The sequence below is a fragment of the Spirulina sp. LEGE 11439 genome, assembly GCF_059821285.1.
The window spans coordinates 39,025-53,029 of record NZ_JCAMRX010000023.1; the positions used below are offsets into that span (position 1 = coordinate 39,025).

11 protein-coding genes are annotated in these 14,005 nt (G+C 48.1%); 6 read left to right on the forward strand and 5 right to left on the reverse strand.

Annotation, left to right across the window (positions count from 1 at the left end; genetic code table 11):
- Nucleotides 1–24 precede the first annotated feature (24 nt).
- The gene (locus AC6RV6_RS15990; RefSeq protein WP_500241871.1) at nt 25–525 is read left to right on the forward strand and encodes a TerB family tellurite resistance protein; all 501 of its coding nucleotides are present in this window, start codon (nt 25–27) and stop codon (nt 523–525) included.
- On the opposite strand, the gene AC6RV6_RS15995 is transcribed toward AC6RV6_RS15990, so the two are convergent.
- The 5 genes from AC6RV6_RS15995 to AC6RV6_RS16015 form a co-directional block, all read right to left on the reverse strand.
- Entirely contained in the window at nt 522–1,544 is a 1,023-nt protein-coding gene (locus AC6RV6_RS15995) for a methyltransferase (protein WP_500241872.1), read from the reverse strand. The two genes, AC6RV6_RS15990 and AC6RV6_RS15995, sit on opposite strands and share 4 nt — an antisense overlap.
- Before the next feature lie 86 nt (nt 1,545–1,630).
- The gene (locus tag AC6RV6_RS16000; RefSeq protein ID WP_500241873.1) at nt 1,631–2,350 is read right to left on the reverse strand and encodes an enoyl-CoA hydratase/isomerase family protein; all 720 of its coding nucleotides are present in this window, start codon (nt 2,348–2,350) and stop codon (nt 1,631–1,633) included.
- A gap of 2 nt (nt 2,351–2,352) precedes the next feature.
- Complete coding sequence (gene dpgA / locus AC6RV6_RS16005) at nt 2,353–3,423, reverse strand: 3,5-dihydroxyphenylacetyl-CoA synthase DpgA (protein WP_500241874.1); 1,071 nt, start codon at nt 3,421–3,423, stop codon at nt 2,353–2,355.
- Nucleotides 3,424–3,509: 86 nt separating this feature from the next.
- On the reverse strand, nt 3,510–4,241 hold the full coding sequence (locus AC6RV6_RS16010; RefSeq protein ID WP_500241875.1) for an enoyl-CoA hydratase/isomerase family protein: 732 nt from the start codon (nt 4,239–4,241) through the stop codon (nt 3,510–3,512).
- On the reverse strand, nt 4,235–5,668 hold the full coding sequence (locus tag AC6RV6_RS16015) for an aldehyde dehydrogenase family protein (protein ID WP_500241876.1): 1,434 nt from the start codon (nt 5,666–5,668) through the stop codon (nt 4,235–4,237). The genes AC6RV6_RS16010 and AC6RV6_RS16015 overlap by 7 nt, the downstream gene beginning before the upstream one ends.
- 717 nt (nt 5,669–6,385) lie before the next feature.
- On the opposite strand from AC6RV6_RS16015, the gene AC6RV6_RS16020 reads away from it, so the two are divergent.
- From AC6RV6_RS16020 to AC6RV6_RS16040, 5 genes are all read left to right on the forward strand, one after another.
- Entirely contained in the window at nt 6,386–7,396 is a 1,011-nt protein-coding gene (locus AC6RV6_RS16020) for a cation diffusion facilitator family transporter (protein WP_500241877.1), read from the forward strand.
- 33 nt (nt 7,397–7,429) lie between these two features.
- Nucleotides 7,430–8,380 carry a peptidyl-prolyl cis-trans isomerase gene (locus tag AC6RV6_RS16025; protein ID WP_500241878.1) on the forward strand — a complete coding sequence of 317 codons (951 nt, stop codon included), beginning with the start codon at nt 7,430–7,432 and terminating at the stop codon, nt 8,378–8,380.
- Nucleotides 8,377–9,414 carry a HupE/UreJ family protein gene (locus AC6RV6_RS16030; RefSeq protein WP_500241879.1) on the forward strand — a complete coding sequence of 346 codons (1,038 nt, stop codon included), beginning with the start codon at nt 8,377–8,379 and terminating at the stop codon, nt 9,412–9,414. The genes AC6RV6_RS16025 and AC6RV6_RS16030 overlap by 4 nt, the downstream gene beginning before the upstream one ends.
- A gap of 260 nt (nt 9,415–9,674) precedes the next feature.
- Nucleotides 9,675–11,798 (forward strand): DUF3604 domain-containing protein, encoded by a 2,124-nt coding sequence (locus AC6RV6_RS16035; protein ID WP_500241880.1) that lies wholly within the window; start codon nt 9,675–9,677, stop codon nt 11,796–11,798.
- Nucleotides 11,799–12,139: 341 nt separating this feature from the next.
- Nucleotides 12,140–13,888, forward strand: coding sequence for an arylsulfatase (locus AC6RV6_RS16040; protein ID WP_500241881.1), 1,749 nt, complete (start codon nt 12,140–12,142; stop codon nt 13,886–13,888).
- Nucleotides 13,889–14,005: the final 117 nt, after the last annotated feature.

Below are 14,005 nucleotides of genomic sequence, written 5' to 3' on the forward strand. Positions count from 1 at the left end.
AATTTTCAATGGAGCATACTATCAATGTATGAAACCTACGGACCAGCCCCTTGGATTAAAACCGATCGCTATGGAATTACCAAAACCCTTCCCCCCGAAACCTCTGTTATTTGGTACAAAGCATTGCTACTCTGTGCTAATGGAGATGGAGAACTCTCACAACCCGAACGGAATTGGGTAATCGGTCACGCTACAACCTACCATCCTGAAATGAGTGACAGCCAAATTGATGAACTGAAGAACTATAGCGGAAATGGCACAACGGATGATATCGAAAAGCTGGTATTCAGCGATCCTCTAGCAAAAAAAGGACGTTATGTTCTAGTTTATGAGGCAATTCAGGCTTCGGCTGCGGATGGGGACTACAGTGAAGGAGAAAAAGCAACAATTCGTAAAATGGCTAGCAAGCTCGGAATCAATGAAGCCAAAGTGGTAGAACTCGAGGGCTTGTTTGCAGAAGAGCAGGCGCTCAGAGAGAAACGTATTCGGATCTGGCATCCTGAAGGTATCCCGGGAGAAGGCTAGGAATAAACCGCTACAATGGCATCGATCGCTTGTAATGGTTGAATTTTAACGAGTTCAAAGCCTGTTGCACCGAGCAAAGAGGCAAACTCGTCCCGACTTCGTTCTCCAGGTCCTCCACTTTCTCCCGGTGCGCCATGTACCAACAACATCTGTAAGTTTTTGATCCCGATATAAGGGTTGCATACTTGAGGCTCTTCGATCAGTTCAAAAATATATAGCTTGTTGCCTGAGTGCATGGCCTGCCCTACATTTCTAAGAATAGTGTAGGCTTGCTCGTCGGAATAGGAATGCAAAATACGTTTTAGGATTCCATCCCCCGGAATATCGGGTAATGCGATGTGCATATCAACCCCGATCGCATCCAAACGAGGTTGAGAGACGATCCGAGCGATCGTGTCTGGAAAATCAAAAAGTTGCCCCTGAATTCCTTCATACTGCTGTAGGATTTGGGTAATCAATGCACCGTTTCCCCCAGCAATTTCAGTGATATGTTTGCACGTAGAAAAGTCAAACCCTTGCAAAATATCCCGAACTTCGACCCGCGACATGGATTCCATTGCGCGATCGAAAGCGGCAGCTAAATCCTGATGTTCTCTGAGATAATCGTAGAAGAGGCGATCTCGCCCGAGCTGATAAATACTTTGACCGGTTCGTAGCAGTTGCTCCCAAAGAGTTCGCCGTTGCTCGTGTTTTCTCGATTGGGCCAATTGACAGAATTCGTGCCACGGTCTCAGGGAAAATTCTGAGTTCAGGACTAAATGTTGTGAAACTTCAGTGAGAGATATTTTAGTTAGTGAAGGCGTAGGAGCAGGTTCGATTGCAAATAACCCAAAGTGAGCGAGTCCCCGTATACATCGATAGAGCGCTCGTTGATGGGTTCCCGTTTCCTCAGCTAACTCCGACACGGATAAGGAATGGGTTGCCAGACGATCGAACACCCCAAGATGAATGCACGTTTCCGTAAAATGGGAAACGAGGCGATAGTCCAGAAGGCAAAACACTTGTTGGTAGGGAATCATACATCAATTCAAAATTCAAAATTATTAATTCAAAAATGATTATCCTGCGATCGCTTGAGAATATAGGGATTTCATCGAATCCTTGCTTATTGATTTTCCGGTGGGGTCTTTTCTGAAAGACAGAGATTCTGTACCGCCAGAAAATGCCCGATCGCATCCTCATAAGCGGTTGAAAGGGATTCCTCGAGCAATCTGCGGGTATTTTGCAAGACTTGAGGGTGAATTGGCATCAACGCCTCCCGAGCCCCTTGAACAGCCTGTTCTAATGCCGTCGTTTCACAGGCGCGATCGACAATTCCCAACGCGATCGCTTCTTCAACAGAAAACCGAACCCCCGTAAACAACAAGCGACGAGCAACGCCCATTCCGGTATATTTGGCCAATCGGAATACGCCCATTCCGGGTAGATACCCTTCTTTCACTTCTGGGAATTGGAAGTGCGATCGCGCAGTCGAGACCCGATAATCGCAAGCGAGGGCAAGTTGAAAGTGAAACCGAGTACAATCGCCATCGATCGCGGCAATGGATGCCCCCGCAAATCGTTCGAGCCGCCGGAGAAATTTTTCCCATTTGCTACAATCCTCAAATGTCGGCGGTGTCGCGATCTCGGGTTGCTGAGCATTCAATCCCCAAAATACGATTAGTTTGCAAGTATCGTCATCTTCGAGTTCATTCATTAATTGGATTAATTCTGACAAACGGGCTGCATTCAACTGGCTCGGATCTGACCATTGCAAGTGTACGTGGGCGATCGCTTCCTGTCCTAGGAGGTTTTTGGTGAGTTTTAACGTGGTGTATTGCGTCATAATTAAAATTCCCCTAAGCAGCATTCAATGGTCGAACCGGGTCCCATAGTCATCATCATGACCAACTCTCCCTCCCGAGCAACGCCTTCGTGTAACAGTCGTTCGTGGGAGAAGAGAAAAGAAGCTGAGGATAAATTACCATAATTTTGCAGGATATAAGTTGTATGGCGCACATCATGCTCGGTAATATTTAAAGAATATTCGATCGCATCGATCACCTTGCGACCCCCAGAATGAATCACCCAATGTTGAATCTCTCGGCGTTTGCGATCGAAGCGATCGAGCAAGTTATTCACCGGAATCTTAACATTTCGTCCCAATAGATAAGGAATTTGTTTATCCAGATACAAGGCATATTGGGTTTCTTGCCAATCAAGCCGTATCGCGTCGATCGCCTCGGGAATAATGTGGGAACTGAAGCCCAGAATTTTGGGACCAACGGACAACCCCGGAAAAGATCGGCCAGAAACGATCGTTGCGGCTGCACCATCTCCAAATAAGGAATTAACCACAGCCGTACTCAAAGTATCATCGATCGCATACATGGCAGAACACACTTCAACACAAAGAAGGAGGCCGATCGCCTCGGGATAAAGAGTACAAAAATTGACAACAGGTTGAAGACCATTTAACCCTGCGTTGCAGCCCATCCCGACAATATCAATCCGGTGAACGTTCCGACGCATTCCCATCTCTTTGATGTAAAGTGCGCTCAGGCTTGGACAGAGTAAACCCGTGGTGGATACTACACTGATGTAATCAATATCTTGAGGATTCAGTCCAGCTTTTTCTAATGCTTTTTTGATGGCTGACTGTCCAATATCCAGAGCATTCTGTTTATGTTTCTCTAATAAATTCTCTTGGTTTTCTTGCGGCATCTTACCCTCTCGGTTCGGTTTGGGTAAACAAAGGTGACGGGATTTGATATGAGAATTACTAAAAATTTTGCGAATTTTTGCATCGGTGATATCGAAAATTTTTAACACCTCGGCTTGGGTGTATTTTTGCGAGGGAGTTGCAGTCCCGATCTCAATGAGTCTGGGAGAGATAGAAGGAATTCCGAAAGATTGCATGAGTGATTTTAGCCTTACCCTCTAAATGTTGCGATTCCTCTCCCGTTAGAGTCCAGAGGACTTCACGGGAATTCCTAACAATGCCTTTAGCCTGCCTCTATTTTTCGCTGGTAGAGTAGTGCTTGGGCAATCGCTTCGACATTTTTATCTCCCAGACTACCATGAACCGATTGTACTGACAGTTTAGCGAGACGCATCGCAAGAGGATCCCGTCGAGCGACAGTTTCGGCAAGGTGAAGGGTGTCCTCCCATACGCGATCGCTAATTTGAGAAACCAATCCCCACTGTAGCGCCGTGGTACTATCTACCTTTTGCCCAAAAAGCACGATCGCTTTTGCCCGAGCTTCGTTCACCAATTTGGTCAGCCGACGAACTCCTCCAGCCGCAGGAATCAAGCCTAAATCGACTTCTGGTAGCGAGAACCAACTCGAAGGGCTACAGATGCGAAAATCACAAGCAAGAGCCAATTCTAACCCCCCCGCAATGGCTGGTCCTTGAATCGCCGCGATCGTCGGCCAGGGTGCATTGGCCCAATCATCAAAAAGCTGTCGGCTCTGTAAGTTTAATCCATCGGCATAGGAGCGATCGGCCAAACTCGAGATATCTGCACCAGCACAAAAAACTTTTTCTCCGGCTCCAGTCACAATACCTACGCGAAGGTCGCGATCGCTAACCGCTTTTGCGTACTGTTCTGCAAACTGGCGAATCATACCATCATGATAGGCATTTGCTTTTTCTGGGCGATCGAGGACAAAGAGCGCAATATTGTTTCCTTCTCCCACTCGTTTCATTTGCACCGTACCTGAAAGCGTCACCATTGGTTTAAACCTCTCACTGGCCCTCGGGAGACCCGATGAATATCTTCTGCCATCTCTTTTAGAGAAACATGCGAATCTGCGGGATAAGCCGCACGAGACCACTGCACCAAGTATTGGGGACCGATGTTATCATCCACCGAGCTACCCCCGAAGAAGCCCGTACCAATCACCGGTCCCCTCGTCAGGTTCGTGGAAACGCCACTAGAACCTTCAACACCTTGAGTATTCACGGCAATTCGACAGACGGGTAACGCCGCCCCATAACGGGCAACGATGGCCAGATCCTGACTGTGAATCACCGCAGAGTGACCTTTTCCGATCGCCGCCAACATGACCAAAATCCTCTCGATCGCCGCTTCTATTCCCTCTACCTGAATGTACCCCATCACGGGAAACAGTTTTTCTTGGCTGAAGGGTTCGCGATCGCCCACAGTATCGATTTCCACGAGCAAACTTTTAGTATGACTCGGGATGGAAAATCCAACTTGTCGAGCAATCCAAACAGCACTTTTACCCACAGCTTCAGGATTTAATCCGGTCTCCAGAAAGAGATAGTTGCGGAGTTTCTGGGCGGCTTCATCGGTCACAAAATATCCCCCCGATCGCCCTAAAGCGACTTTGAGTGAGGAATCAATGGTGCGATCGGCAAACACAACCGACTCACAGACACAGGGTAGCGCGTGATCGAAACTATTACTGGCAATAATATGTGCAGCAGCCATCTCAATGTCAGCAGACTCATGCACAAAACAAGGGACATTCCCCGGTCCCATGCCCATTGCGGGATTCCCCGAACGATAAGCCGCCCGGACTCGTTTGGGTCCCCCAGTTGCCAGAATCGCGCTAATTTGCGGGGATTCCATTAAATAATTGAGAGCAAGGCGGCTGGGTTGGCGAATCGTCTGAATTGCCCCGGATGGTGCGCCGGCTTGCTCTGCGACTTCTGCCATTAAATCCACAACATGAATCGAGCAATTTTGTGCCGCAGGATGAGGAGAAAAAATAATCGTATTGCGGGTCATCATGCTGATAATGGCCTTGTAATACACCGTCATCACGGGATTGGTACTGGGGATTAAAGCAGCGATCGCCCCTGCGGGTTTGGGAAAGCTAATAATCTTCTTTTCTTCATCGATCGCGGGTTCGATAAAATCAGCAATCCGATATCGGTTCAGCAATCCAACCGAACAATCTAGATTCTTTTTCACATTGTCATCGACATTACCGTAGCCTGTCTCACCGACCAACCATTCCGCATAAAATTCAGCTTTTTCCTTGCCAGCTTGAACCATTGCCTCAACAATTTGTTGAACTTGTTCTGTCCGATAGCAACTAAAAATCCGGGCTGCCTTTTCTGCTTTATCTAATAACAGATTGACTTCCCGTTGAACTCTATCTAATTCTGTCTGATGACTCGTAGTATTCACTACCCTGTCTCCTGATACACAAATAAACTCATCTCCTACATTAATGACCCTCGACCTCTGAGTCGGGTCAGATTACCGCAAATCATGAATCGATGTAAACTCCTTCTTACAAAATACAAGATAAAGAGATGTCCTCTAATTCCCTTCATTTCTGGCGATCGTACCATCTTCTCCCACTTTCTATATCCTGTATTAAAGATTAAAGATATAAGTATTCTCATTTTTGATTTAACTCAAATATAAACCTCGAGTGGCTTAAAAAACAGAATCTTAATAAAATTACATATATAAATCGTTAATTTAATGCGTATTATTGATTTCGAGAATAGTAGTTTTACTGCTTACTAGATTGTTTTAGAGCCATATCCAGAATTTAGTTGTCACTTAAATAAAATACGCATTAATGAGTCATTACTGCCGATCTTTACCAACAACCTATTTTAAAGGAATAGAAAGATGAAAAAATTACATGCCAAATTGACCCTCGATTATGACGCGATCGCGTCGAAGCCCTCGCCGTGTAAAGAGAGCAAGATCGTTGCAACGAGGGCGATCCTTGCCTCCAAATGCCTTCGTTATCGGATGAGGTTTATGTTTTGAACCGGATTGGGAGAACAATCGCAAACATCGCGATCGCTACTTTATTAACCCGAACGCTATCAAGACACGATCCGCGTACAAGTTTCTAAGTCTCCAGAAGAGAGTTATCACCTAATTATGACGCAAATTTTTCCCGTTATCTCAACTGATGATGTCGCTAAACTCACTAAACTCGAAGTAGAACAGCACCATCATCACCATCACCATAATGGTCATACCCATAACCACGGGACGATCGATCCTGAAATCGCCAGCTCGGCTCGAGGCATCTGGGCGGTGAAATGGTCTTTGGTGGGCTTGCTGCTCACGGCGATCTTTCAGGCGGCGGTGTTCTGGCTTTCGGGCAGTGTCGCTCTCCTCGCCGATCTGATTCACAATGTCGGGGATGCCATGACTGCCGTACCCTTGGGTGTGGCGTTTCTCGCATCCCGACGCAAAGCCACAGCCAGATTTGCCTATGGCTTTGCACGATTAGAAGACTTGGCGGGGGTCACGATTGTGGCAATTGTGCTGTTAAGTGCCATTATTACCGCCTATGAGTCTGTAGAACGATTTTACCATCCTCAACCCTTGCATCATTTGGGGGCACTGGCGATCGCAGCTATTGCTGGCTTAATCGGCAATGAAGTGGTGGCGGTGTTCCGCATTCGGGTGGGTCGCGAAATCAATAGTGCAGCCCTGATCGCCGATGGCTACCATGCTATGGCCGATGGTCTGGTCAGTTTGGCAGTATTGCTCAGTGCGATAGGTGTGAGCTTGGGCTATTCTTGGGCCGACCCGGCCATGGGCTTAATCATAACCGTCGTGTTGCTGAAAATCGTCTGGGAGTCGGGGCAGACCATTTTTAGTCGGTTGTTAGATGGCGTGGAACCCGAAGTGCTGCACTCTCTCCACCATGCGATCGATCGCGTGCCTGAAGTAGACGGGGAGGCGATCGCAAACTTACGGAGTCGGTGGCTGGGACATCGCCTCCATGTGGAAATGGACATTATGTTATCGCCGACTTTATCCCTCCAAGAGACCCAAGAGATTACCGATACTGTTGAGGAGCAACTGAAAGCAAACCTACCCTATTTAGGCTTGATTGTGGTTCGAGCCGTACCTCGCTATGTGGAACCCAGAAGTTAGAAAAGTTATTACTTAAATGCGTCCAGAATTGCCATGCAGGAAACAGCTACAAAATTGACGAACTCACAGAGTATACAGTCTGAAATCCCAGTAAAAAAGGACGATCGACCCAAACTACTGATTCGGGTCTTAAAAGAACCATTGCTGCACTTCCTCGTTTTGGGTGCTTTGCTCTTTGGGCTGTATTTTTGGGTGGGTAGTCCTTCGATGACCTCTCCATCCACCAAACAAATTGAAGTATCTGTCCCTATCATTGAGTTTTTGAAAGCAACTTGGCAGTCGCAGTGGGGACGAGAGCCGAATTCCAAACAATTACAAACCTTAGTCGATAATTACGTTCGCGATGAGGTCTTGTATCAAGAAGCTCTAGCCTTGGGGTTAGATAACAGGGACTTAATTGTTAGGCGACGGCTCATTCAAAAAATGCAGTTCTTGGTCAAAGATGTCGTTGGCATCCAAGAGCCTTCAGATGAATCGTTGCAAAGCTATTTAGATGCTCATGGCGATCGCTATACTGTCCCCGGTCGGTTTAGCTTTAATCAAATTTATTTTAGTAGAGAACTGCATGGCGATCGCACGGATACCGATGCCCAAAATCTCCTGACTCAGCTACAGACCGACCCCAACTCGACTCAACTCAGAGGCGATCGCTCTATGTTGCCGACAACTTATACGCTCACCTCGGCTAAAACCCTCAACAATACCTTTGGGGGAACCTTGGCCCGGGAGATAGCAGGAGTTACAGAAAAGGGTTGGCAAGGTCCCTTCCATTCCGTCTATGGCAGTCATCTGGTCAACGTCACGGAAATTGAACCGGGTCATCCCGCAACCTTGGCAGAAGTGAGAAAAAATGTGCGTTTGGACTACCTGCGAGAGCAGAAACAAAAGCAAGACAAACTGTTCTATCAAAAATTGCGCGATCGCTATACAGTCTCTATTGATGAGGAAGCCCTTAACCCAGTACTTCAGGAGGGCAACCCATGAACTGGATACGAAATGGGCTTTATTTGATTCTCTTGGTGGGTATAACCCTGGGATTTTCTCCCACTCCTGCCGAAGCTCATGGCTTTCAAACCGCATACCTAGAACTGCGAGAACAACCCTCGGGCCAGATCGATGTACTTTGGAAAACCCCCCTAGACTTCGGTTCTGGGGATGACGGATATGGGCTGCCGATCGCCATTCGTCCCGTGTTTCCCAAACACTGCACTGCAACCATGACTCCAGAAATCATTCCGACTTCCGCGACTGCTGTTTCTCAATGGACTTTAGATTGCGGTGACAAAGGATTGGCTCAACAAACCATTACCTTCCCCGGACTGGTGAAACGCTTTGTAGAAGTGCTGTTGCGATTGGAATGGGCCGATGGACATTCCCAAACCACCATGCTCCCCACCGGACGAGAAACTTTCGTCATTCCAGAAAAAACGACCGCTTTTGGGGTGGGGCAAACCTACCTCAAACTGGGAGTTGAGCATATTTTTGGCGGTATCGACCATTTACTGTTTGTTTTGGGGCTGGTGTTAATTGTCGGTCCCTCTTGGCATTTGGTCAAAACCATTACTGCCTTTACCTTGGCTCACAGCGTTACCCTAGGGGCGGCAACTTTGGGTTTTGTCAATATCCCCCAAGCCCCCGTAGAAGCAGCGATCGCCCTCAGTATTTTGTTCTTGGCCTCAGAACTGGCTCACAGTCGGATGGGGAAACCGGGACTGACAGAACAATATCCTTGGCTGGTAGCTCTCACTTTTGGGCTACTGCATGGCTTTGGCTTTGCAGGAGCCTTGACCGAGGTAGGTTTGCCGCCCCAAGACATTCCTCCTGCTCTGTTGTTTTTCAATGTCGGGGTGGAATTAGGGCAACTGGCCTTCGTGCTGGCAGTTGTTGGGGTGATGGAGAGCCTGAAACGCTTGGGTTCCCAAAACTATCCTCGCTGGTTGGGATGGGTGCCGACCTACAGTATTGGCACAATGGCATCCTTCTGGTGTATTCAGCGAGTTGCGGCGTTTTGGGGATAAAGCCGATCCGGGCATCTCACAATGGGTTATCTATTCACTGAGTGTAAGTCCAGCAATAGTGCGATCGCTTCATCAAGCCTATGGCTCGCTCCGCGATCGCCAATAAACGCGAACATCAGGACATCTCGTCCGAAGTTCGACAATTCAACAAAAAACGATTCCTACAGGAGTGAATCAACATGAATCGAAGGTTGTCAAAAATCTGCAAACTGTTGCTTACAGGATTGCTAATTTGCTTATTGACAGGGAGTACATTCTCTGTGTCCTCGAATGCTTTCGCTCAGGGATTACCCCCCGGAGAATACGAAGAAATCCCTGAGTTTTTCAGAAATGAATATGGTTACGGCTACTCTCCTTATGCCGGTGGACGAGAGTATCCTCAACAGGTATTGTGGGGTGACACCCATCTGCACACCATCTATTCCTTTGATGCGGGAGCAGCCGGAACGCTTTTAACCCCTGACGCGTCCTACCGATTTGCTCGAGGAGAAGCTGTGAAGACAGATGCTGGAGAACTTGTACAGTTGTCCCGTCCCTTAGATTTTTTGGTGGTTACTGACCACACGGATCAATTAGGGTCTTTTGGACAGTTTATCAGCAGCCCCCCACAAGATTGCGGTGACGATCAGGCGCAGATAGATGAATGGCACGCGGCGATCGAAGAAGGTGGCTCAGCCGCAGCCGAAGCCACGAACGAAATCATCTCAGCCTTTGCTCAAGGAACAGTTCCAGAGTGTATGCTCCAAAGTGAAGAAGAATTCGGTGCAGCTTGGAATGATGAAGTCAATTGGGCTGAAGAATATAACGATCCGGGAGACTTTACAGCAGTCATTGGGTATGAGTGGACTTCCCTTGCTTCGGGAAACAACCTCCATCGTAATGTGATTTTCCGCGATAATGAGGACAAAGCCAAGCAAATAAACCCCAAGACAACAGAAGATGGTACCAATCCAGAATTGCTTTGGAATTGGATGCAGAACTATGAGGACGTAACAGGGGGAAATGTATTGGCTATTCCCCATAATGGCAACATCAGCAACGGACTCATGTTTGCTGACAAAATGTTTGCTGATAATACCAATCCTGATGGCCAGCCTCTCAGTGCCGATTATGCCCAACGGCGACAACTTTGGGAGCCCCTTTATGAAGTGATCCAAATAAAGGGAGCCAGTGAAACTCTTCCGTTTCTCTCTCCTGATGATGAATTTGCCAGTTTTGAGACCGCCGGTTGGGATAACTCCAATTTGGATATGACTGCGCCCAAAACCGATGATATGTACGAGCATGAATATGCCCGTGCTGCCTTAAAAAATGGACTGAAGTTTGAAGAACAATTGGGAGCAAACCCCTTCAAAATTGGTCTCGTGGGTTCCACCGATTCCCATATGGCCTTGACGGCGATCGAGGAAAATAGCTTTATGGGCAAGTTTCCTATTTATACCCCCAGTCCAGATCGGGCAGCGCATCTCTCCAAAGAAAGTTCTTACCCAAACGATGACTATCCGGAGGCTACACAAGTACAGCGATTCGGATGGCAATATGGAGCAGCCGGTCATGTTGGAGTTTGGGCGCAAGAAAACACCCGCGAATCCATCTTTGATGCGATGGAACGACGGGAAGTCTATGCTACCAGTGGACCGCGCATGGTAGTCCGCTTATTTGGCGGTTGGGATTTTACTAATGAAGATTTGGGTCGTAACCCCGGTGATGTAGGCTATGCCAAGGGCGTTCCTATGGGTAGCGATTTGCCCCCATATCCGAGCGACTCGAGTGCCGATCCCGAGATTCAGTCGCCAAGCTTTTTGGTGGCGGCCTTAAAAGATCCCATTCGCGGCAACCTCGATCGCATCCAAATTGTCAAAGGTTGGCTTGATGACAATGGAGAAACCCAAGAGAAAGTCTACGATGTCGTTTGGTCGGACGATCGCCTACCTGATGCCAACGGCAAGATCCCACCCGTAGGCAGTATAGTCAACCCCGATATAACTGACCCAGCCAACGATACGGGTACGGTGAATACCGATACTGCCGAATGGACGAATACCATCGGTGCAGTTGAGTTAGCCCAAGTTTGGGAAGATCCCGACTTCAACCCTGCTGAACGGGCGTTTTACTACGCACGGGTGTTAGAAATTCCTACCCCTCGCTGGACTGACTACGATAAGGCCTTTTTCGGTGATGAGTGGTGCGCTGAAGCTGAACTGGAAGATCCCACAGCTTGCGATAAGATTCCCCTAACCTTGCAGGAACGGGTTTATACCTCTCCTATCTGGTATTCTCCCGCTACGGTGGCGATCGCACCTACATCCTCGCCTGCCCGATCGCTTAAAAAGGTGAGTCGGAAGAATTTCGGTAAATCTTTCAAGAAGTTATTCGATCGATAACGAGTCTGACACCCCGCAATGACTTGGCGATCGATTTAAGTCCAGCAATAGGGAGATCGCTCCTCCTCTGCTCTTCTGGAAACTATTCAGAAGTGCGATCGCCAAGAGGAGAGATTGTCAACAAGGTTGCGATCGCCAAGTCAAAAATGCGAACTTAACAAAATTCAATCTTTTTTCGAACTAAATGACTTTGCGAATTGAATGAGTCGTGTTTATACTGAGCGTGGTTAACGTCAAAAAGAAATAAATTACCAATAAATCTTACTAGGTTTATTAGTTCTAAATTTTTTGACCCTACCTCGAGTAATTTCAAAATTATTTAATTAAAGGATAACTTGTTAATGAAACGAGTTTTAAAATCGGGGATTGCCTTGGCAATTTCCCTGTTACTTCTCATGTCGGGAATACCACCTTGGCTTCCGACCGACCGTGCTTTTGCACAGACAACTAACCCGCCCAATATCTTGGTGATTATGGGAGATGATATCGGCTGGACGAACCTCAGTGCCTACGCAAAAGGCATTGTGGGTTACGACACGCCGAACATCGATCGCATTGCCAACGAAGGCGTGTTATTCACCGACTACTACGGCGAGCAAAGCTGCACCGCCGGTCGCGGAGCATTTATCACCGGACAGAGCGCTCTGCGAACCGGTCTGCTGAAAGTGGGTCTTCCCGGTGCCCCCTACGGCCTTCAAGATGACGATCCCACCTTGGCGGAAATGCTCAAGACCCAAGGCTACGCAACTGGCCAGTTTGGCAAAAATCACTTGGGCGATCGCAACGAGTTTCTGCCCACAGTTCACGGCTTTGATGAATTTTTGGGCAATCTCTACCACTTGAATGCGGAAGAAGAGCCAGAGAACGTAGACTATCCCGATAACCCAGCGTTTTACAACAACTTTGGTCCTCGCGGCGTACTCGATTGCGTCGCATCGGATACTTACTCTACAGAGCCAATTTACGACATCGATGGAAATCCGCTTCAGGATGAAGATCTCAAGGAAATCTATCTCAAGCGCTTCGGCGAATCGGGCTATCAGTTCTGCAAAGATACAGGTCCTCTGAATATCGAACGCATGAAGAACGTCGATCGCGAATTCCTCGATCGCACCAAGGAGTTTATCCAAACAGCCGTGACGAACGACCAACCGTTCTTCACTTGGTTCAACACCACCCGCATGCACTTCTACACCCATCTCAACGATAATGTACCCGAGAGCGGTCAGGATTTCTACGGCGATGGGATGTTGGAACACGACGGTCACGTAGGCGAGTTGCTGAAACTGCTGGATTCTCCCAGTACAGAGAACCCGAATGGATTGGGCATTGCCGACAACACGATCGTCATCTATACCACCGACAACGGACCCCATTACAACGAATGGCCCGATGGCGGTCTCTCTCCCTTCCGAGGCGAGAAAAACACCAACTGGGAAGGCGGCTACCGCGTTCCGGGCTTGGTACGCTGGCCCGGTCACATCCCGGCAGGCGTTGTCTCCCACGAGATTTTCTCCCACTTGGATTGGGTTCCGACGCTAATGGCAGCAGTAGGTGTGGATACTCTCAAGGAAGACCTACTGGGTCCGTGTCCTCTAATTGAGCCTTCCACCAATCTCTGTGCAACTCATCTGGATGGGTACAACCAACTGCCCTATTTACTCGATCCCGAGAATGAAGACGGCCCGCGTCAAGAGTTTTTCTACTTCAATGATGAAGGTCAGTTGGTCGGAACGCGCTATAACGATTGGAAATCCGTTTATGCCGAACAACGGGGCCACGGCTTTGAGGTCTGGCGGGAACCCTTTGTGAAATTGCGGGCACCGAAGCTCTTTAACTTGCGCCGAGATCCTTACGAGCGGGGCGATACGGATGCCAATAACTACGAACGGTGGTGGGTTCAACGGGCCTACTTGGGTGCCCCGGTGGGTGTCATCGTCGAGCAGTTTCTGAACACATTCGAGGCATATCCTCCCAGCCAACCCCCTTTCCGCTTCGATTACGACGCGGCGATCGATGAAATTATGGACAAATTCGATACTGAGGGTAGTAAAGGTTCTCGAATCAGAACCCTACAAGCAATCGATTAGGTTTTTTCTCTAGCGATCGCATTTGCTGAATCCCTTTTCTTTTGAAATTTCCTCGGGCGATCGACTCCCCAAACATCAAGGAGGCGATCGCGCCTCAACTACCTCGATCTCATTTTG